Annotated in this window: 16 protein-coding genes; 8 read left to right on the forward strand and 8 right to left on the reverse strand. The window is 63.4% G+C overall.

The genetic code is table 11. The annotated features are described in order from the left end of the window. Window positions 1-104: 104 nt before the first annotated feature. Window positions 105-842 carry an acetoacetyl-CoA reductase gene (phbB, locus tag ACEN8I_RS11075; protein WP_007866947.1) on the forward strand — a complete coding sequence of 246 codons (738 nt, stop codon included), beginning with the start codon at window positions 105-107 and terminating at the stop codon, window positions 840-842. An 82-nt stretch (window positions 843-924) separates the two neighbouring features. Here phbB and ACEN8I_RS11080 read toward each other — a convergent pair whose 3' ends face one another. Continuing rightward, complete coding sequence (locus ACEN8I_RS11080) at window positions 925-1,767, reverse strand: hypothetical protein (RefSeq protein ID WP_413328481.1); 843 nt, start codon at window positions 1,765-1,767, stop codon at window positions 925-927. 263 nt (window positions 1,768-2,030) lie between these two features. On the opposite strand from ACEN8I_RS11080, the gene ybaL reads away from it, so the two are divergent. Then, window positions 2,031-3,740, forward strand: a complete 1,710-nt coding sequence (gene ybaL / locus ACEN8I_RS11085; RefSeq protein WP_413328482.1) for a YbaL family putative K(+) efflux transporter — start codon at window positions 2,031-2,033, stop codon at window positions 3,738-3,740. Between the two features lie 4 nt (window positions 3,741-3,744). On the opposite strand, the gene ACEN8I_RS11090 is transcribed toward ybaL, so the two are convergent. From ACEN8I_RS11090 to ACEN8I_RS11115, 6 genes are all read right to left on the reverse strand, one after another. Next, entirely contained in the window at window positions 3,745-4,362 is a 618-nt protein-coding gene (locus ACEN8I_RS11090; RefSeq protein WP_413328483.1) for a DJ-1/PfpI family protein, read from the reverse strand. Window positions 4,363-4,397: 35 nt separating this feature from the next. After that, entirely contained in the window at window positions 4,398-5,024 is a 627-nt protein-coding gene (locus ACEN8I_RS11095; RefSeq protein WP_413328484.1) for a 2-hydroxychromene-2-carboxylate isomerase, read from the reverse strand. A gap of 36 nt (window positions 5,025-5,060) precedes the next feature. After that, window positions 5,061-5,780: a glutathione binding-like protein gene (locus ACEN8I_RS11100; protein ID WP_413328485.1), complete on the reverse strand. Its 720-nt coding sequence runs from the start codon at window positions 5,778-5,780 to the stop codon at window positions 5,061-5,063. A 24-nt stretch (window positions 5,781-5,804) separates the two neighbouring features. Further along, on the reverse strand, window positions 5,805-6,332 hold the full coding sequence (locus tag ACEN8I_RS11105; protein WP_413328486.1) for a cupin domain-containing protein: 528 nt from the start codon (window positions 6,330-6,332) through the stop codon (window positions 5,805-5,807). A gap of 75 nt (window positions 6,333-6,407) precedes the next feature. Next, the gene (locus ACEN8I_RS11110; protein WP_413328487.1) at window positions 6,408-6,803 is read right to left on the reverse strand and encodes an RNA-binding protein; all 396 of its coding nucleotides are present in this window, start codon (window positions 6,801-6,803) and stop codon (window positions 6,408-6,410) included. Between the two features lie 346 nt (window positions 6,804-7,149). Further along, on the reverse strand, window positions 7,150-8,964 hold the full coding sequence (locus ACEN8I_RS11115; RefSeq protein ID WP_413328529.1) for a M14 family metallopeptidase: 1,815 nt from the start codon (window positions 8,962-8,964) through the stop codon (window positions 7,150-7,152). A gap of 185 nt (window positions 8,965-9,149) precedes the next feature. Here ACEN8I_RS11115 and dusA point away from each other — a divergent pair, with 185 nt between their 5' ends. The 5 genes from dusA (at window position 9,150) to ACEN8I_RS11140 (ending at window position 16,430) form a co-directional block, all read left to right on the forward strand. Beyond that, on the forward strand, window positions 9,150-10,208 hold the full coding sequence (gene dusA, locus ACEN8I_RS11120; protein WP_413328488.1) for a tRNA dihydrouridine(20/20a) synthase DusA: 1,059 nt from the start codon (window positions 9,150-9,152) through the stop codon (window positions 10,206-10,208). Beyond that, complete coding sequence (locus tag ACEN8I_RS11125) at window positions 10,201-11,148, forward strand: DMT family transporter (protein WP_413328489.1); 948 nt, start codon at window positions 10,201-10,203, stop codon at window positions 11,146-11,148. Before dusA ends, ACEN8I_RS11125 begins: the two co-directional genes overlap by 8 nt. A gap of 453 nt (window positions 11,149-11,601) precedes the next feature. Then, window positions 11,602-13,524, forward strand: a complete 1,923-nt coding sequence (locus tag ACEN8I_RS11130) for a PrkA family serine protein kinase (RefSeq protein WP_413328491.1) — start codon at window positions 11,602-11,604, stop codon at window positions 13,522-13,524. Between the two features lie 66 nt (window positions 13,525-13,590). Continuing rightward, window positions 13,591-14,859, forward strand: a complete 1,269-nt coding sequence (locus tag ACEN8I_RS11135) for a YeaH/YhbH family protein (RefSeq protein WP_413328493.1) — start codon at window positions 13,591-13,593, stop codon at window positions 14,857-14,859. Then, a complete protein-coding gene (locus ACEN8I_RS11140) occupies window positions 14,856-16,430 on the forward strand; it encodes a SpoVR family protein (RefSeq protein WP_413328494.1) in 1,575 nt (524 codons plus the stop codon). The genes ACEN8I_RS11135 and ACEN8I_RS11140 overlap by 4 nt, the downstream gene beginning before the upstream one ends. Before the next feature lie 19 nt (window positions 16,431-16,449). Here the strand turns inward: ACEN8I_RS11140 and ACEN8I_RS11145 are convergent, their stop codons facing one another. Then, window positions 16,450-17,085 (reverse strand): GntR family transcriptional regulator, encoded by a 636-nt coding sequence (locus tag ACEN8I_RS11145; RefSeq protein ID WP_413328531.1) that lies wholly within the window; start codon window positions 17,083-17,085, stop codon window positions 16,450-16,452. Between the two features lie 211 nt (window positions 17,086-17,296). Between ACEN8I_RS11145 and scpA the strand changes: the two genes are divergently transcribed. After that, the gene (gene scpA, locus ACEN8I_RS11150; protein WP_413328496.1) at window positions 17,297-19,459 is read left to right on the forward strand and encodes a methylmalonyl-CoA mutase; all 2,163 of its coding nucleotides are present in this window, start codon (window positions 17,297-17,299) and stop codon (window positions 19,457-19,459) included. Window positions 19,460-19,511: the final 52 nt, after the last annotated feature.

Genomic DNA, 19,511 nt, shown 5'->3' on the forward strand with positions numbered 1-19,511 from the left:
TGCATATGCAGTGACAGGCGCTGTGGCACGCGTTGGGACATTCAACGGTATTCAGGCAGTAAAAAAGTCAAAGACAGTTCACAAAATCAATCAAGGAGATCGCAATGGCAAAAAAAGTAGCGTACGTCACGGGCGGCATGGGCGGCATTGGTACCGCCATCTGCCAGCGCCTGGCTAAAGACGGTTTCACGGTGATCGCGGGCTGCGGCCCCACGCGCGACTATGCCAAGTGGCTCGATGAGCAGAAGGCGCTGGGCCACACCTTTTACGCCTCGGTGGGCAATGTCGGCGACTGGGACTCCACCGTCGCGGCCTTCGACAAGGTCAAGGCCGAACACGGCCCGGTGTCGGTGCTGGTCAATAACGCCGGCATCACGCGCGACGGCCAGTTCCGCAAGATGAGCAAGGCCGACTGGGACGCGGTGATTTCCACCAATCTCAACAGCATGTTCAACGTGACCAAGCAGGTCATTGAGGGCATGATAGAAGCGGGCTTCGGCCGCATCATCAACATCTCCTCGGTCAACGGCCAGAAGGGCCAGTTTGGCCAGGTCAATTACTCCACCGCCAAGGCCGGCCTGCACGGCTTCACCATGGCGCTGGCGCAGGAGGTCGCGGCCAAGGGCGTGACGGTCAACACGGTCAGCCCGGGCTACATCGGCACCGACATGGTGAAAGCTATCCGCCCCGATGTGCTGGAAAAAATCGTCGCGGGTGTTCCGGCCAAACGCCTGGGCCAGCCCGAGGAAATCGCCTCCATCATTGCGTGGATCGCATCCGAAGAGGGCGGCTATGCGACCGGCGCCGACTTCTCGCTCAACGGCGGCCTGCACATGGGTTGATCGCCTTCCGGGCGCTTGGTAAAAAACCCGCCTCGGCGGGTTTTTTTATGGCTCAGCGGAAAGAGGTAAGGACGCGAAAAACTCAGGGCAGAGGCTCGAAAGAAACATAGCGTCCCTTCACGTCCAGCACGGTGCCGGGCTTCTCGGCCGCTTCCGCCGCCTGCTGGAATCCCAGCGACAGGAAGATGCCGTGCTCCGGCAGCCAGACATAGTCCGAGCGGCGCTCGGCGGACTGCTCGCTGGTATGGCTGGTGCAACTGACCTTGGCGTAGGAGCCGGTGAAGCCGGTGCCTATCGCCGCACCGTCCACCTGCCCGGAGCGTTCGCAGTGCCGGCTGCTCTGGTAGCGCGTGGTCTGCAGCGTCAGGCTCTTGCCGTCGGTGTCGGACAGTCTGTCCATGACGAGATCCAGCTTCCAGGCGGCTGCGTCGGGCGTTCCGCCTTCCAGCGTGCTTTTGAGGCCTTGCACCGAGTCGTTGTACCAGCCGACCCGGCCCATGAGGTCGTGCACCAGCGGCGCGACTTCCCTGCTTCGTGTGTGCACCGAAAACAGGTTGCGAAACAGCACGTAGCGCTCCTGGTAGACCACGCTGCGGCCCCCCAGGTCGAACCAGTCGTCCTGGCGCATGACCAGGCCGCTGCCCATGGGTTGCAGGGTCACGCGAATCTCCACCTCCAGCTGGCCGGACGGCGAGGAATAGCTGCGCCGGGTGGCGTACTTGAATGAGCGTGTGACGGGTTTGCCGAACGAAGCGTCCAGCGCGGCGGCGTTGGTGACCACCTGGGGCGAGAGATCCGAGAGCGCCAGCGGCTGGTAGGGATGCAGGTAGGCGATCACCGCCAGCACCAGGGCGACCAGCGTCAACGGCGCCCACCAGTAGCCGATCCACCGGTTTCGCATGACGGATGACGTGGGGTTCGGCATGCGGCCATTGTAGGCAGGGGTGTGCGGCCGGGCCCCTGGTTTTACCCTTGATGATGGGTTTGCCGGCCTCGCCCGCGGTCCGCCAGAGCCTCTTACGGCAAACACCCTGTAAAGCTGTGGGGACTTGGCGGGTGAGCACCCAGGCGACTGTAGTAAATTAAACCAACATGTTCTACGGGGACAGCCCGCCTGCCGGGCTGCGTCGCAGGCCTTCCTTGGAGTCTTGACGGGCTCTTAACCCTCTCAGAAGGAATCCCTCTCGCATGCCCCATAGCGTCTCCCTGATCAGCACCATCGCCGCCGGCCTGGGCCTGGCCCTCATTTTTGGTTTTCTTGCGGTGCGGCTGCGTTTGCCCGCGCTGGTGGGTTACCTGCTGGCCGGCGTGATCATCGGGCCTTTCACGCCCGGCTTTGTGGCCGACGCGGAGATCGCGAGCCAGCTCGCCGAAATCGGCGTGATGTTGCTGATGTTCGGCGTGGGCCTGCATTTTTCGCTCGACGACCTGCTGGCGGTGCGCAAGATCGCCGTGCCCGGCGCCGTCGTGCAGATGACGGTGGCCACCGCCCTGGGTATGGGTCTCGCGCACTGGTGGGGCTGGAACCTGGGCGGCGCACTGGTGTTCGGCCTCTCGCTTTCTGTGGCCAGCACCGTGGTGCTGCTGCGCGCGCTCGAAAGCCGCGGCATCCTCGACTCGGTCAACGGACGCATCGCCGTGGGCTGGCTGGTCGTCGAAGACCTGGCCATGGTGCTCGTGCTGGTGCTGCTGCCGCCGCTGGGCGGCTGGCTGTCGGGCAAGGTCGATGCCGACGTCAACGCGCTATGGAAAACGCTGGGCATCACACTGCTGCAAGTGGGCGGCTTTGTGGCGCTGATGCTGGTGGTGGGGCGGCGCTTTTTTCCGTGGGTGCTGTGGCAGGTGCAGCGCACCGGCTCGCGCGAGCTGTTCACACTGTGCGTGGTGGCCGCCGCCGTGAGCATCGCCTTCGGCGCCACGGCGCTGTTCGGCGTGTCCTTCGCGCTGGGCGCCTTCTTCGCGGGCATGGTGATGCGCGAGTCCGAGTTCAGCCACCGGGCCGCCGAAGAGTCGCTGCCCCTGCGCGACGCTTTCGCTGTGCTGTTCTTTGTGTCGGTGGGCATGCTCTTCGACCCCTGGGTGCTACTCGAGCGGCCGCTGCAGGTGCTGGCCGTGGTGGCCATCATCATCGTCGGCAAGACGCTCGCGGCCGGCGTGCTGGTGCTGGCCTTTCGTTACCCGCTCAACACGGCGCTCACGGTCTCGGCCAGCCTGGCGCAGATCGGCGAGTTTTCCTTCATCCTGGTCGGCCTGGGCGCTTCGCTGGGCCTGCTGCCGCCCGAGGGGCAAAGCCTGGTGCTGGCCGGTGCGCTGATCTCCATCGCGCTCAACCAACTGGTGTTCAAGGCGGTGCAGCCGCTGCAGCAATGGATACTGGCGAAGTCGCCGCTGGCGCGCAAGCTCGAGGCGCGCGACGACCCGACCGCCGAACTGCCTGCCAGCACCGACGAAAAATATTTGTCCAATCACGTGGTGCTGGTGGGCTATGGGCGGGTGGGGCGGCGCATTGCCGAGGCGCTCAAGGCGCATCACGTCCCCTTTGTGGTGGCCGAGCAGAACCGCGAGGCGGTGGAGCGGCTGCGGGCCGAGGGCACGGCCGCCGTGTCCGGTGATGCCGTGGAGGCCGAAGTGATGGTGCAGGCCCACATCGCGCAGGCGCGCATGCTGGTCATCGCCACGCCCGACACGCTGGACGTGCGGCAGATGGTGGCGACGGCGCGCGCGCTCAACCCTGCGATTGAAATCGTGGTGCGCACCCACAACGAGGCCGAAGCGCGGCTGCTCGACAGCGAGAAGGCCGGCAAGGTTTTCCTCGGCGAGCAGGAGCTGGCGCAGTCCATGACGCGCCATGTGCTGGAGCGCTCCGGCGCTGCCGCAGCACCGGGCGCAAGCCACTAGTGCCTCAGGCTGTGGCAAGCGGCGTGTCGATGAACGGCGTGATGTTGCGCATCGCGCGCGAGACGTAATCTTCCTTTTCTCCCACGGGGGCGACGTAATGCATCGCGCTGCGGGCCTCCTCAATGCCCACCAGGCGGGCGATGACCCAGGCGGCCAGGTATTGCGAAGCCAGGCAGCCGCCCGCCGTCGCCACATTGCCCCTGGCCACAAAAGGCTGGTTCAGCACGGTGACGCCGGCTTCCTCAACCCAGGGTTTGGTCGTCAGGTCGGTGCAGGCAGGCACACCGGCAATCAGCCCGAGTTTTGCCAGTACCAGCGTGCCCGAGCACTGCGCGCCCAGCAGCTGCCGCGAGGGGGCCAGCCGCAGTTGCGCCATCAAGGCCGTATCGGCTACCACCTCGCGCGTACGCATGCCGCTGCCGACGATGACCGCGTCGGCGGCGCTCGCCTCGGCAAGCGATGCCTGCGCCTCGAGCACCACGCCGTTCATGGACTTCACGCGCGCCGAAGGGCTGGCGATTGACACCCGCCAACCCGGCTTCTTGACGCGGTTGAGGATGCCGAGCGCGATCAGCGAGTCAAGTTCATTAAAGCCTTCAAAAGTGAGGATGGCGATGTGCATGGTGGCGGTTTCTCCGTGCCGGGTTGAGGTTCAGTTCAGCCAATCGCAGTCGCCCTGGCCCGCAGCACGGCTGAGCGCACCAGTGCCAGCCTGTCGTTGCCGAAGTACATGTCTTCGCCCACAAAAAAGGTGGGCGAGCCGAAGGCGCCGCGGCGTATGGCTTCGTCGGTATTGGCTTTGAGTTGTTCCTTGACGTCGGGCCGGGCGATGCCTGCCAGGAATGCTTCGGCATCAATGCCTACCTGCCGGCAAATCGCAGCCAAGACCTCGTCCTGCGAGATGTCTTCCTCGCGCGTGAAATAGGCCGCGAAAGTGGCTTCGATGAAGGCGAGGTAGTGCGGCTGCGCCGCGGCATCCTGCGCGATCCACAGGCAGCCGCGCATGGCCTTGACGCTGTTGACCGGGAATATCCTGGGCGGGAAGGCGATCTTCAGCCCGGCTTCGCGCGCGTTGTCGCGCACGTCCTTGAGCATGTAGCGATTTTTCGGCGAGTCCATGTCTTCGCGCGCCGCGTAAATGCCCTTGTTGACGCTGTTGAAGATACCGCCCACCAGCACGGGCTTCCAGTTGATGGTCTCCTGGAGTTCGGCCGCCAGCGGCTGGATGTTGCGAAAGGCGATATAGGTCCAGGGACTGGAGCAGTCGAAGAAAAATTCAATCATGGTGTGTCTCTTGGGGCTGTTTCTTTGTTGGGAAGGTCAGGGCATCTTGTGCACGCCGTCACGCACGCTTTGCGCGGTCTGGCCGAACAGGGCTTTGCGCGCCTCTTCGGTCAGGGCCGGCGCGCGCAGCTCCTTGCCCAGATCCAGCCCGCGTTTGACGGCCAGCCTCTCAAACAAGGCGTCGTACCAGCGCTGCACATGCGGAAACTTTTGCAGCTCCACCTGCTGCGCCTTGTGGGTGCGCACCCAGGGAAAGATGGCCATGTCGGCAATGGAATAGTCGGCGCCGGCCACAAACGCGCCCGTGCGCGCCAGCTGCGCATCGAGCACGCCGTAAAGCCGGTCCACCTCCTTGCCGTAGCGGTCTATGGCGTAGGGAATCTTTTCGGGCGCGTATAAAAGAAAGTGGCCGTTTTGCCCGGCCATGGGGCCCAGCCCGCCCATCTGCCACATCAGCCATTGCAGGGCCTGGTAGCGCTCGCGCAAGCCCGTGGGCAGGAAACGGCCGCTTTTTTCTGCCAGGTAAAGCAGGATGGCACCGCTTTCAAATATCGCCACGGGTGCGCCGCCGCCGACGGGTGCGTGGTCGACGATGGCCGGCATGCGGTTGTTGGGGCTGATGGCCAGGAAGTCCGGCGCGAACTGCTCGCCCTTGCCGATGTTGACGGGGTGCAGGCGGTAGGGCAGGCCGCATTCCTCCAGCATGATGGAGATCTTCCATCCGTTGGGTGTGGGCCAGTAGTGCAGGTCAATCATGGGAATCCTCAAAAGTGAAATGCGTCAGATCAGGTAGGCCAGCTGCGGGTGGTCGGCGGCCAGACGCCGCGCTTCGCTGCCGCCTGGCGCCATCATGCTGAAGTCCGAAAAATCAAAGCCCGGCCCGACCATGCAGGCCACCAGTGTGTAGCCCGCGGCGTCGCTCGGCAGAGGCTTGGCGGCTTGCCACAAGCCGGCCGCCACGACATGCTGGGGCAGGGTGGCGGTGCTCACGGGGCCCAGGACCGTGCTGTGCAGGCGGCTGTCCGCCGCGTCCCAGGTCAAGAGATCCAGCGGCGCGCCTTCCAGGTGCACCCACACCTCGTCGGACAGCACGCGGTGCCAGCGCGAGTGCTGCGCGGTCTCGATCAGGAAATAAATAGAGGTCAGGGCGCTGCGCTCGGGCCTGCCGTCCTGCGGCGCCACCTGGCCCACGGAGCGGAACACTTCGCGGTACCAGCCGCCTTCCGGGTGGGGCTGCAGTTGCAGCTGTTCAATCAGTCGCCGGGCACGGGGCGGGGGAGTGGATACGGGATGGCTGGGCTGGGGCATGAGGCGCAGTGTGCCTCAAACCCGCCAGGGTTTTCAATCGGCAAGGATTGCCCCCCGCATCTTGCGGGGCAGCCTCTATTCCAGGTCTTCGATGGCCAGGCTGTGGTACTTCTGTGCGTAAGAGAAAGGCACTTTGCGCACCACCTCCATGATGCGCTCCGTGGCGTCCTTGTTGGGCACGGGAATCATAAGCGCATGGTGGCCTTCGCGGGCCAGGTCCACGTATTTGTGGACCGTGGCGCCCTCGGTGCCGACGCGCGGCAGGTACACGTCCGAATGGCCGTCGGCGCGGCTGAGGTCGGCGATGATGTCTTCCGGCGTCAGCAGCATGACGCCGTCGCTGCCCACTTCCAGCTCATGTGCCACCTGTTTGGCGTCTTCGGCGTCCGGGAACATGATGAAGGCGTATCCGGTGGGGTAAAACACACCGCCCATACTGAGCATTTTTTTGGTCAGCTCAAAGTGCTTCATGGCGAGTCCTTTCATGCATTGCGTTGCAACAACGAATCATTAAGGCGCGGAAACTGGGTATTTCCGGTCAGCGCTTACATCCTCTTCCTGTAAGACATGAACGTCAAGGCCCCCACGGTCGCTCACTGCGTGTAGCTCCCGAGGCCTTGCAGGCCGCGGCTCGCGAAACGCTTCGCCTCTGTCGCCCGTCCACGCCTGCGCAAGCAGACTTGGAGCCGCGGGCTCCAGCCCCTCGGGGACCGCCCGCCTGTGGCCCGGCAAAGCCGGTTCCACGGCTCATGCTTGCATGAAGAGTTTCAGTAGTGCAATGAGCTGCACGCTACCTGCAGTCATGTGGCCGTAGGAGCTAGTTCAGCTCTTCAAGCTTGATGGTGGGGTCTGCCATTACCCGCACCGTGCTTTGCAGCCCCTGCAGGATCTGGTTGGCAAAAAAACTGCTCTGGGTGTCGGGCTCCAGCGCCGCCATCACGAGGTTGGCCATGGGCTGGTTGAGCGGCACGTAGTAGCTGCCGCGCGGCACGTCGACCACGCCGCGCGCCAGGCTGACCTGCACCTTGATGATGGCGTTGCCGTCGGCGATGGCCCCGCGCACATCCAGGCGTTCGCCCGAGGTGCTGGCCGTTTCGCGGTAGCTATCGCCCAGCATGGAGCCTTGTTCGGCAACGCGCATGACCTGCACGCCGTGCAGGCGCAGCCTGTCGACGGCCACGGTGGACGCAGCCGACAGCCAGTAGCCGCAGGGGCGGGCCCGGGCCTTCAGGGTGCGCAGCGCCAGTGCTGAATCCCAGTCCACGCTGACAGCCTTGTCGGCGCCGGTGACCGGGTCCAGCATCAGCAGTTCGTACTGGGCGGCGGTGGGGGCGGCTTCGACGATGGCCTGCTCCTTGCAGGCCTGGGCGCTGACTTCCTTGTCGAGGTAGGGGCGCAGCTGCTGCAATTCATTGGCGCGCTGGGCGGTGCTGGCCAGCACGCTGGTGATGGCGGTGACCTGGGTGTGCACGCGTCGCTGGATATGCAGCCGGCCTATGCCGACACCGCGCGTCTCGATCAGCAGGCTGATGGCGTTTTTCAGCCCGTTCACGTTGCGGCCGGTGTCTGGCTGGGTGCCGCCCATGGAGATTTTTTTGTCGGCCAAGTCGCTGGAAGTGGTGTAGTACCACTCGCTGCTGAGGTTCTGGCCTTTGAGCGCGACCAGCAGCGGACGGCGGTACCACTCCTCGGCGGCCTTGGTCAAAAATTCGGGCAGGTTGGCGGTGGTGGCGTACTGGAACAGCGCGTCGAACTTCTGCACCGTGCCGAATTTCTGCAGGTAGCGGCCCACCACCGTGTATTCATGGGCATCGACCACCACGGTCGGGTTGTAGTCGCGGGCCAGCCTGGCCAGCGCCTGGGCTTCGGGCGTGTTGAGCAGCAGGTGGTCGCGGTTCATGTCCAGCCCGCCGCTGGTGGCGCGCTGGTCGATGGCGGCACCGTCGGGATTGCCGCGCGGAACGATCACCACATTGATGCGCTCCAGCACCGGCTGCAGCAGGCCCTGCGCGAGTTCACGCGCGATCACCAGCAGCGCCTCGCTGCCTGCCGGCTCGTCGCCATGCTGCTGGCCGACCAGCAGCACCGTGGGTTTGCCGGCGGCCTGCATGAGGGCCGGGTCCGTGCCGCCGGCGCGCGTGAGCACCAGCGCCTCCAGCGTTTCGCCGCGCTGCGAGCGGCCTATCGGCAGCACGCTGGCCCGTATGCCGGGCGTGCGCGTGGCGGCTGCCGCCTGTTCGCGCAGCCAGGCCTGGATTTCGGCCTGGGTGGTGAAGCTGCTGCGGCCTGCCTGCAGGCCGGGCGTGTTGTAAGTCACCGAAGGTGCCGGGAAGCGGGCGGCTACGGCGGCGCTGTAAGGTGCGGGTGCCTCGGCCTGAGCGGCGGGCGAGGAGGGCAGCGTTGCCGGGGCGACGGGTGTTACCTGCACGGCTACCGGCGGGGCGGGGCGCGGCGCGGTGGGTGCCGGAGCGACAGCGGCAGGCTGCGCCGAAGGCGGTGTCCATGGCGGCAGCGGAACCGAGGTACAGGCGGCCAATAAGGCCAGCGGCACCAGCAAGGCCAGCGGCCGCGGGCGATGAGCGTAGGGGGCGGGGCGTTGCGTTGTCTGGGTTCGCGGCATGGTGGTCGTCATGGATTTTTGCGTCTCAAGCATGGCCTGGTGCTACAAAGAATGGAGCGCTCATATTACCCGCCTTGTCGCCCCGGCAGCATGGCGGGTTGACGAAAATCGCGGGTGTGCGCACATGTAACGGCCGCGCCGCCGCGCTGCAAAACCCTTGTCGCCGCGGGCAGCGGCCTTTCTGGGAAAATGCGGCCATGCCTCTTGCGGTTTCCACTACCCCTTTCTCGCACCCTCCGGGCGCAGGCCATCCCTGGCGCCTGAGCGTGGCCCCCATGATGGACTGGACCGACCGGCATTGCCGCCACTTTCACCGCCTGCTGTCGCGCCATGCCCTGCTTTACACCGAGATGGTGACCACGGGCGCGCTGATCCACGGCGACGTGGAGCGCCACCTGCGCTTCAATGCCGAAGAACATCCCGTGGCTCTGCAGCTGGGCGGCAGCGAGCCGGCCGACCTCGCGCAATGCGCCAGGCTGGGCGAGCAGTGGGGTTATGACGAAATCAACCTTAATTGCGGCTGCCCCAGCGAACGCGTGCAGCGAGGCGCCTTCGGCGCCTGCCTGATGGCCGAGCCCAAACTGGTGGCCGATTGCGTGAAAGCCATGGTCGATGTGGTCGCCGTGCCGGTCACGGTGAAGCACCGCATCGGCATCGACAAGGGCGAGAGCTATGAATTTGTGCGCGACTTTGTGGGCACGGTCAGCGAGGCTGGTTGCAAGGTCTTTATCGTGCATGCGCGCAACGCCTGGCTCAAGGGCTTGTCGCCGAAGGAAAACCGCGAGGTGCCGCCGCTGCGCTATGAGCTGGTGCACCGCCTCAAGAAGGAATTCCCGCAACTGGTGATCTGCATCAACGGCGGCATCAACACGCAGGAAGAGGTGGCCGGGCATCTGGCCGCGCTTGACGGCGTGATGATAGGCCGCGAGGCCTACCACAACCCCTGGTGGCTGGCTTCCTGGGACAGCGCCTTCTTCGGCGCCGCCGAATCCCCGCTGAGCCGTGAGGACGTGGAGGCCCAGATGTGCGACTACATGGTGCGTGAGGCCGCCGAGCACGGCACGCCCAAGAGCGCCATCGCGCGCCACATGCTGGGCCTGCGCAACGGCCTGCCCGGCGCGCGGCGCTGGCGCCAGGTCTGGAGCGACCATCGCCTGCGCGACATGCCGCCGCACGCCGTGATGGCGCTGGCGCATGAAATGCCGGCTTCATCGCCATCGGTGTCCGCCGATGCCACCGCCATGGCCCATGCCTGATTCCGCGCAAAAACAGGCACGCCGGGCGCTGGCCCTGCTCTGGCTGGTGCCGGCGCTCTGGACGGTCAACTACATCGTGGCGCGCAAGGCGCCGGGCGTGATCGGGCCCTACCTGCTGGCCTTTGGCCGCTGGGGCCTGGCGGCGCTGCTTTTGCTGTTGCTGACCCGGTCGGAGCTGTGGCGCCAGCGGGAGCACATCGCCAAGGTCTGGTGGCAGTACCTGGTATTGGGCGCCCTGGGCATGATGATCTGCGGCGCCTGGGTTTACCAGGGGGCACGCTCTACGGGCGCGATGAACATCGCGCTGATTTATTCGGCCTCGCCGGTGCTGATAGGCCTGGGCGCGGTGATCTGGCTGGGGGAGCGACTGAGCTTGCGCCAGGGTCTGGGCGTGGTGTTGGCCATTGCCGGCGTAGTACACGTGGTGGTCAAGGGCCAGTGGACCGCGCTGGCCGGCGTGCAGTTCTCAGCCGGAGACCTGTGGATCGTGGCCGCCACGGTGTCCTGGGCGGCTTATGCCTTGCTGCAAAAGCAGTGGCCCAGCCCGCTGGGTGCCACGGCCCACCTGGCTGCCATCTGCATAGGCGGCACCTTGGTGCTGCTCCCCTTGACGGTGTGGGAAATGTCACAGCCAGAAGCCTTGCCGCTGAGCGGGTACGGCCTGTGGCTGATCGTGGTCGCCGCGATTGTGCCGGGGCTGGGTGCTTACTGGATTTACGGCTGGGCGCAAAAAATCCTCGGCGCCAGCCGCGTGGCGGTGTCGCTGTATCTTGGGCCTCTGTATGCGGGGCTGGCCGCCTGGGGTGTGTTGGGCGAACCGTTGGGCTGGCACCACGCGGTGGGCGCTGCATTGATCTTGCCTGGCGTATTTTTTGTAACGGGCGCCGGCAAGGGGCTGACGAAAAAACATTCAAGGCCCATACTGACAGAAGGAACTTGAAATTCCTGACACGCGTTGGCGACTTCAGCTTGCGTTCTGCTGTTTGTTCGTGCAACGCGTGTGCACGAGTTTTGTCTTTTGAATGCGGCCGGGCCTTGAAATCGATCGCAGCCAGCGAATCGCATTCTTCAATGAGACCTCCCGGAGCTGTCTGATCGCCTGTGCAATCAGCTATTGAAAAGATAGCAAATTCAACGGCAGGCATGACTCAGGTGCACCGCTACCGGCATGTGCACACACGCATACACATCGGTCGCATTCGTTAAAAAATACGCTGTACCTATTCGCGCATTTGGAAAATAATGGAGTCGATAGTTCGTTGGAACTTTCCATTGAAGTCTCGATCTATCAGTCACCTGGTGTGAGATAAAAGTTCGATGCATAGCGCGGAATCTGGAGCAGGTTTCCATCTCGAGTCGGGGTTCTTCGGTACCCGCGCGCAAAGGAGGATTTATGGATGTCGTCCGTAATTTTCTGACGCGTTATGAACAGACGCGAGAAGAGGAACTGTCCATCGAGGACTACCTCGATGCCTGCAAGCGCGATCCTCTCGTCTATGCCACCGCGGCCGAGCGCATGCTCGCCGCCATCGGCGAGCCGGAGCTGCTGGACACCCGGCATGACCAGCGCCTGTCGCGCGTGTTCGGCAACAAGGTCATCAAGATCTACCCGGCCTTCAAGGACTTCTACGGGCTGGAGGATCCCATCGAGCAGGTGGTTTCCTACTTCCGCCATGCTGCGCAGGGCCTCGAAGAGAAAAAACAAATCCTGTATCTGCTAGGCCCCGTGGGCGGCGGCAAGTCGTCGATCGCCGAGCGGCTTAAACAGCTGATGGAGCAGGTGCCTTTTTATGCGCTGAAAGGCTCACCGGTCAATGAGTCGCCGCTCAGCCTGTTCAACAATACCGAGGACGCTCCCCTGCTTGAAGCGCAGTACGGCATCGCGCCGCGCTACCTGCAGCGGGTGATGTCGCCATGGGCGGTCAAGCGTCTTGAGGAGTACGGTGGTGACATACGGCGCTTTCGCGTAGTCAAGCGTTTTCCTTCCATCCTGAAACAATGCGCCATCTCCAAGACCGAGCCCGGGGACGAGAACAATCAGGACATTTCCTCGCTGGTTGGCAAGATCGACATCCGCAAACTGGAAACCTATGCCCAGGACGATCCCGACGCCTACAGCTATTCCGGCGGCCTGTGCCTGGCCAACCAGGGTTTGCTGGAGTTTGTCGAGATGTTCAAGGCGCCCATCAAGGTGCTGCACCCCTTGCTGACCGCTACGCAGGAGGGCAACTTCAAGGGCACGGAAGGCTTCGGCGCCATTCCCTTCGACGGCATCGTGATGGCGCACTCCAACGAAAGCGAGTGGAAGGCCTTCAAGAACAACAGGAACAACGAGGCTTTCCTGGACCGGATCTACATCGTCAAGATTCCGTACTGCCTGCGCGTGTCGGAGGAAATCCGGATTTATGAAAAGCTGATCCACAACTCCTCGCTGCACGAGGCCATCTGCGCGCCCGGCACCCTGAAGATGATGGCGCAGTTTGCCGTGCTGACGCGCCTGAAGGAGCCCGAGAGTTCCAGCATCTTCAGCAAGCTGCAGGTGTACGACGGTGAGAACCTCAAGGACACCGACCCGAAAGCCAAGAGCTATCAGGAATACCGCGACTACGCGGGTGTGGACGAGGGCATGAACGGCATCTCGACGCGTTTTGCGTTCAAGATTCTGTCCAAGGTGTTCAACTTCGACTCCACTGAAATCGCGGCCAACCCGGTGCACCTGATGTATGTGCTGGAGCAGCAGATAGAGCGCGAGCAATTCCCGCCGGAGACCGAGCAGAAGTACCTGGCCTACATCAAGGAAATCCTGGCCATGCGTTATGCCGAGTTCATCGGCAAGGAAATCCAGACGGCCTACCTGGAGTCCTATTCGGAATACGGCCAGAATATTTTCGACCGCTACGTGACCTACGCCGACTTCTGGATCCAGGACCAGGAATACCGCGACACCGATACCGGGGAAATCTTCGACCGCTCGGCGCTCAATGCCGAGCTCGAAAAAATCGAGAAGCCGGCCGGCATCAGCAACCCGAAAGACTTCCGCAACGAGATTGTCAATTTTGTGCTGCGCGCGCGTGCAAACAACGCCGGCAAGAACCCCTTGTGGACCAGCTATGAAAAGCTGCGGACCGTGATCGAGAAAAAAATGTTCTCGAATACCGAGGACCTGCTGCCGGTGATTTCCTTCAATGCCAAGGCCAGCGCGGACGAGCAGCAAAAGCACGAGGACTTCGTCAACCGCATGGTCGCCAAGGGATACACCACACGCCAGGTCCGCCTGCTGTGCGACTGGTACCTGCGGGTGCGCAAGAGTTCCTGAGTCGACGGCGCGCCGCGGCGGGCGCGCCATGTGTCATGTGTCATGTGTATGTGACCGGAGATCAACGTGCTCCAGCAAGTCATTGACAGGCGGTTGTCGGGCAAGAACAAGTCCATAGGCAACCGCGAGCGTTTCCTGCGGCGCTTTCGCGAGCAGATACGCGATACCGTGCGCCGCGCCGTCGCCGGGCGCAGCATCCACGACATCGAACAGGGCGAAGACGTCACTCTGCCTCGGCGCGACGTTTACCAGCCGGTGTTCGAACATACCGGCGGCACGCGCGAGAGCGTGCATCCCGGCAACCGTGAATACGTGCGCGGCGACCGCATCGCAAAGCCGCAGGGCGGCCGCGGCGGCGGCTCGGGCGGCGAGGCCAGCCCCGATGGCGTGGGTGAAGACGACTTTGTCTTCCGCATCACGCGCGAAGAGTTCATGCAGTACTTCTTTGACGACCTTGCTCTGCCCGACCTGATTCGCACCCAGCTCTTGCCCGATGCGCCGGAATGGAAGTCGCGCCGCGCCGGGTTCATCTCGGACGGAACGCCGACCAACCTGCACATCGTGCGTTCGCTGCGGGTTGCGCTGAGCCGGCGCATCGCCATCGGCGGGGAAACCCGGCGGCAATTGCATGAGCTGGAGGCGCAGCTGGCGCTGGCCGAGCGCGGGGCGCCTGGCTTGCCGGGTGAGATTCTGGCCCTGAAAACGCAGATCGACACGCTTCGCCGGCGGCTCAAGACCATTCCGTTTTTTGATCCCTTCGACCTGCGTTACCGCAATCGAGTCAGGGTGCCGCAGCCCAGCGCTAAGGCGGTTATGTTCTGCCTGATGGATGTCTCGGGTTCCATGGACGAAACGCGCAAGGATATCGCCAAACGGTTTTTTATCCTGCTCTACCTGTTCCTCAAAAAGCATTACGAGAGGACGGATGTCGTCTTCATTCGCCACCACACCCAGGCGACCGAGGTGTCCGAAGAAGAGTTCTTTCAGTCGACCGAGACCGGCGGCACCGTGGTGTCCAGCGCCTTGGCCCTGATGCACCAGATCATCCAGGAGCGTTACCCGCCCGGCGACTGGAACATTTATGGCGCCCAGGCCTCGGACGGCGACAACTGGCACCAGGATTCGGCCCGCTGCCGCGAGCTGCTGGTCGGCAAGCTGCTGCCGGTGTCGCGGTATTTCGCTTATGTCCAGGTCGGTGAAGAAGACCAGAACCTCTGGGAGGAGTACACCCAGGTGCAGGAGGAGAACCGGAACTTCGCGATGCGCAAGGTCGGCGCTGCCGACGAGATCTTTCCGGTGTTCAGGGAACTGTTCAAAAAAGGCGTGAAGCCATGACAAAGACCAGCGCGAAAAAGCCTGCCGAAGTCGCGGCCCCCGGTTTATCCGGTTTGCCTGGCGCGGGGCGCCGGCGCGCCTGCCTGCCCAGTCCGTCCGACTGGTCCTTCGAGTTGATCGAGCTCTACCACGGCGAAATTGCGCGGACCGCGAAGTCTTTCGGCCTGGACACTTACCCGGTGCAGCTCGAAGTCATCACCGCCGAGCAGATGATTGATGCCTATGCGTCGGTGGGCATGCCGGTCAACTACCGGCACTGGTCCTTCGGCAAGCAATTCATCTCGACGGAGAAAAATTACCGCCGCGGCCAGATGGGGCTGGCTTACGAAGTCGTGATCAATTCCAACCCCTGCATCGCCTACCTGATGGAAGAAAACACCATGCCCATGCAGGCGCTGGTGATGGCCCATGCCTGCTACGGCCACAACTCCTTCTTCAAGGGCAACTACCTGTTCCAGATGTGGACCGATGCCGCCGCCATCATCGACTACCTGGTCTACGCGCGGGCCTACATCAGCGAATGCGAGGAGCGCCACGGCTGGGAGCCCGTCGAGCAGTTGCTGGACTCCTGCCATGCGCTGATGAGTCATGGTGTGGACCGCTACCAGCGTTCGCAGAAGCTGTCGCTCGCGGAGGAAGAGAGCCGGCGCAAGGACCGCGAGGCCTATTTGCAGCAGCAGCTCAACGACTTGTGGCGCACGGTGCCCAGGTCAGCCGACAAGCCGGCCGAAAAGCCCAATCGCCGCTTCCCGCCGGAGCCGCAGGAAAACATCCTGTACTTCATCGAAAAAAATGCGCCCCTGCTGGAGCCCTGGCAGCGCGAGGTGATCCGCATCGTGCGCAAGATAGGCCAGTATTTTTACCCGCAGCGCCAGACCCAGATCATGAACGAGGGCTGGGCCACGTTCTGGCATTACACGCTGCTCAATACCATGTACGAAGAGGGCTTGCTGACCGACGGTTTCATGATCGAATGCCTGCGCTCCCACACCAACGTCATTTACCAGCCGCCGGTGACGCACCCGGCCTATAGCGGCGTCAACCCCTATGCACTGGGTTTTGCCATGTTCACCGACCTCAAGCGTATTTGCCAGTCGCCCACGGATGAAGACCGGCTGTGGCTGCCGGACGTCGCGGGCTCGGACTGGCGGGAGACGCTGGACTACGCGATGCGGCATTTCCGCGATGAGAGTTTCATCGGGCAGTACCTGTCGCCCCATTTGATACGCGAATTCCGCCTTTTTTCCGTGGTGGATGATGCCGGCCAGCCTGAGCTAGAGGTGGCCGCCATTCATGACGCCGACGGCTATCGGCATGTGCGCGAGGCGCTGTCGCGCCAGCATGACCTGAACTACCGTGAGCCCAACATCCAGGTCTGGGACGTCGACGTGCGCGGGAACCGCTCTTTGACCCTGCGCCACAGCCGCCATAACGACCGGACGCTCACCGACGACGTCCAGGAAGTGATCAAGCATGTCGCGCGCCTCTGGGGTTTCCGCGTGCTGCTTGAAAGCGTGGACAAGCACGGCAAGGTGGTGCAGCACTGGGAGGCGCAGCCGCCGCACGCCTGACGCAGGTCGGGCCTGTTGTTCAGGCCGCCGCTTCCAGCCCGTTCCTGAAATGCTCGCGCATGCGCTGCGCGGTGGCCTCGGCGTCGCGCGCGGCCAAGGCCTGCATGATGGCGCGGTGCTCGGCCAGGGATTCTTCGATGCGGCCGCTCTTGAGCAGCGAGTTATGGCGGTTGAGCTTCATCACCTTGCGCAGGTCGGCCACCATCTGGTCGCGCCAGCGGTTATTGGCGATTTCGAGCAGGCGCATGTGAAAGGCCTCGTTGATCTCGAAAAAGCGCTCGCGGTTGCCGACGGCTTTTTCAAGTTCCTCGTGCAGGCCCTGCAGCTCCTTGAGCTGGGATGGCGTCGCCTGGGTGGCCACCACGCCGGCCGCGTCGCTCTCGAGCAGGGCGAGCAGGTGGTAGACGTCGGCCAGGTCGCGTTCGGAGACTTCCGTCACATAAGCGCCGCGCCGCACTTTCATGGTGACCAGGCCCTCGGTGGCCAATACTTTCAGGGCCTCGCGCAGCGGCGTGCGGCTGATGCCGTATTCCTCGGCCAGCTTGAGCTCATCTATCCAGCTGCCCGGCGCCAGCTCGCGGCTGAATATGCGCTGACGCAAGAGCTCGGCGACTTCTTCATAAAGCGCTCGGGGAGTCAGGGACACGGCGGCCATGGACATAGGGTGTTTTTTTGGAGGGGGCAAGAAGCTTCCGACGGGCGCTGCTTCCTGTCAGCGCTGACGCCATCTTAACTGAAACTGAATTTTGCATCAATAATTATAAATGATGTAAACTTGCCTCCGATTCATGTATTCACCTCGGCTTGAGCCTATGCTGCTTGCATCGCAGCCCCGGCCTGAAGCCTTGTACGGTAAACACCATCCCATGTCCAAGCCCCATTCCGAACCTGAATTTCCCGCCGCCAGTCTTGAGGCCTGGGCCAAGGCAGCCGCCAAGTCGGCGCCTGGCGGCGATCTGGGCGCGCTCAACTGGCAAACGCCGGACGGCATCAGCGTCAAGCCGCTGTACACCGCCGAGGACGTCAAAGACCTTCCCCATACCAATACGCTGCCGGGCTTTGAGCCCTTCATTCGCGGCCCGCAGGCCACCATGTATGCGGTGCGGCCCTGGACGATCCGCCAGTACGCGGGTTTTTCCACCGCCGAAGAATCGAACGCCTTCTATCGCAAGGCGCTGGCCGCCGGCGGGCAGGGTGTCTCGGTGGCCTTCGACCTGGCCACACACCGCGGCTATGACAGCGACCACCCGCGTGTGACCGGCGACGTGGGCAAGGCCGGCGTGGCCATCGATTCAGTCGAGGACATGAAGATACTGTTCGACCAGATCCCGCTGGACAAGGTCAGCGTCTCCATGACCATGAACGGCGCGGTGTTGCCTGTGCTGGCCGGTTATGTGGTGGCGGCCGAAGAGCAGGGCGTGAGCCAGGACAAATTGAGCGGGACCATACAGAACGACATCCTCAAGGAGTTCATGGTCCGCAACACCTATATCTTCCCGCCCCAGCCCAGCATACGCATCATCGGCGACATCATTGAATACACGGCGCAGAACATGCCCAAGTTCAATTCGATCTCGATCTCGGGCTACCACATGCAGGAAGCCGGCGCCAACCAGGCGCTGGAGCTGGCCTTCACCCTGGCCGACGGGAAAGAGTACGTGAAGACCGCGCTGGGCAAGGGCCTGGATGTGGACGAGTTCGCCGGGCGCCTGAGCTTCTTCTGGGCCATAGGCATGAACTTCTACCTGGAAGTCGCCAAGATGCGCGCCGCGCGCCTGCTGTGGTGCCGCATCATGAAGGGCTTCAATGCCAAAAGCCCGAAGAGCCTGATGCTGCGCACGCACTGCCAGACCTCGGGCTGGAGCCTGACCGAGCAAGACCCCTACAACAATGTGGTGCGCACCACCATAGAAGCCATGGCCGCGGTCTTCGGCGGCACGCAAAGCCTGCACACCAATTCCTTTGACGAGGCGATTGCCTTGCCCACCGAGTTCAGCGCCCGCATCGCCCGCAATACCCAGCTCATCATCCAGGAAGAAACCCACATCCCCCATGTCATAGACCCCTGGGCCGGCAGTTACATGATGGAAAAGCTGACCCAGGACATGGCCGACGCCGCCTGGGCCATCATCGAAGAAGTCGAGGCCATGGGCGGCATGACCAAAGCCGTGGACAGCGGCTGGGCCAAGCTCAAGATCGAGGCCGCCGCGGCGGAAAAGCAGGCGCGCATCGACAGCGGCAAGGACGTCATCGTCGGCGTCAACAAATACAAGCTCAAGACTGAAGATGCGATCGAGTCACGCGACATCGACAACGTGGCCGTGCGCGAGGGGCAGATCAAGAGGCTCAAGGCCATCAGGGCCGGCCGCGACAATACGGCGGTGCAGGCCGCGCTGGACGCCTTGACGGCGGCCGCCGAAAATAACAACGGCAACCTGCTGGACCTCAGCATCAAGGCCGTGCGCCTGCGCGCCACGGTGGGCGAGGTCAGCGATGCCCTCGAGAAAGTCTACGGGCGCCATCGCGCCGATACACAAAAGGTGACCGGTGTGTACGCTGCCGCTTATGACTCGGCCGAAGGCTGGGAAACCCTCAAGACCGAAATCAATGCCTTTGCCGAGGAGCAGGGCCGTCGCCCGCGCGTGATGATCTCCAAGCTGGGCCAGGACGGCCACGACCGCGGCGCCAAGGTGGTGGCCACGGCCTTCGCCGACCTGGGCTTTGACGTGGACATGGGGCCGCTGTTCCAGACGCCCGAGGAGTGCGCGCGCCAGGCCATTGAAAACGACGTGCATGCGGTGGGCGTTTCTACGCTGGCTGCCGGCCACAAGACGCTGGTGCCGGCCATCATCGCCGAGCTCAAGAAGCAGGGCGCCGACGACATCATCGTGTTTGTGGGCGGCGTGATCCCGCGCCAGGACTACGACATGCTTTACGAAGCCGGCGTGAAGGGCATCTACGGCCCGGGTACGCCGATTCCGGCGAGTGCCAAGGATGTGCTGGAACAGATACGGGCTGCGCTGAAGTGATCCCCGTGTCGTTTCATTCTGAACCCAACACCGTTCGGGCTGAGCTTGTCGA

The organism is Polaromonas sp. CT11-55, from assembly GCF_047303325.1.
Taxonomy (GTDB): Bacteria; Pseudomonadota; Gammaproteobacteria; order Burkholderiales; family Burkholderiaceae_C; genus Polaromonas.

Bases quoted from the DNA above. Each gene is read 5' to 3' on its own strand.
- ACEN8I_RS11110 (WP_413328487.1), bottom strand. From the start codon at position 6,803: ATGAAGCACTTTGAGCTGACCAAAAAAATGCTCAGTATGGGCGGTGTG.
- ACEN8I_RS11080 (WP_413328481.1), bottom strand. From the start codon at position 1,767: ATGCCGAACCCCACGTCATCCGTCATGCGAAACCGGTGGATCGGCTAC.
- ACEN8I_RS11105 (WP_413328486.1), bottom strand. From the start codon at position 6,332: ATGCCCCAGCCCAGCCATCCCGTATCCACTCCCCCGCCCCGTGCCCGG.
- phbB (WP_007866947.1), top strand. From the start codon at position 105: ATGGCAAAAAAAGTAGCGTACGTCACGGGCGGCATGGGCGGCATTGGT.
- ACEN8I_RS11090 (WP_413328483.1), bottom strand. From the start codon at position 4,362: ATGCACATCGCCATCCTCACTTTTGAAGGCTTTAATGAACTTGACTCG.
- ACEN8I_RS11100 (WP_413328485.1), bottom strand. From the start codon at position 5,780: ATGATTGACCTGCACTACTGGCCCACACCCAACGGATGGAAGATCTCC.
- ACEN8I_RS11125 (WP_413328489.1), top strand. From the start codon at position 10,201: ATGCCTGATTCCGCGCAAAAACAGGCACGCCGGGCGCTGGCCCTGCTC.
- scpA (WP_413328496.1), top strand. From the start codon at position 17,297: ATGTCCAAGCCCCATTCCGAACCTGAATTTCCCGCCGCCAGTCTTGAG.
- ACEN8I_RS11115 (WP_413328529.1), bottom strand. From the start codon at position 8,964: ATGACGACCACCATGCCGCGAACCCAGACAACGCAACGCCCCGCCCCC.
- ACEN8I_RS11145 (WP_413328531.1), bottom strand. From the start codon at position 17,085: ATGGCCGCCGTGTCCCTGACTCCCCGAGCGCTTTATGAAGAAGTCGCC.
- ACEN8I_RS11140 (WP_413328494.1), top strand. From the start codon at position 14,856: ATGACAAAGACCAGCGCGAAAAAGCCTGCCGAAGTCGCGGCCCCCGGT.
- ACEN8I_RS11130 (WP_413328491.1), top strand. From the start codon at position 11,602: ATGGATGTCGTCCGTAATTTTCTGACGCGTTATGAACAGACGCGAGAA.
- ybaL (WP_413328482.1), top strand. From the start codon at position 2,031: ATGCCCCATAGCGTCTCCCTGATCAGCACCATCGCCGCCGGCCTGGGC.
- ACEN8I_RS11095 (WP_413328484.1), bottom strand. From the start codon at position 5,024: ATGATTGAATTTTTCTTCGACTGCTCCAGTCCCTGGACCTATATCGCC.
- dusA (WP_413328488.1), top strand. From the start codon at position 9,150: ATGCCTCTTGCGGTTTCCACTACCCCTTTCTCGCACCCTCCGGGCGCA.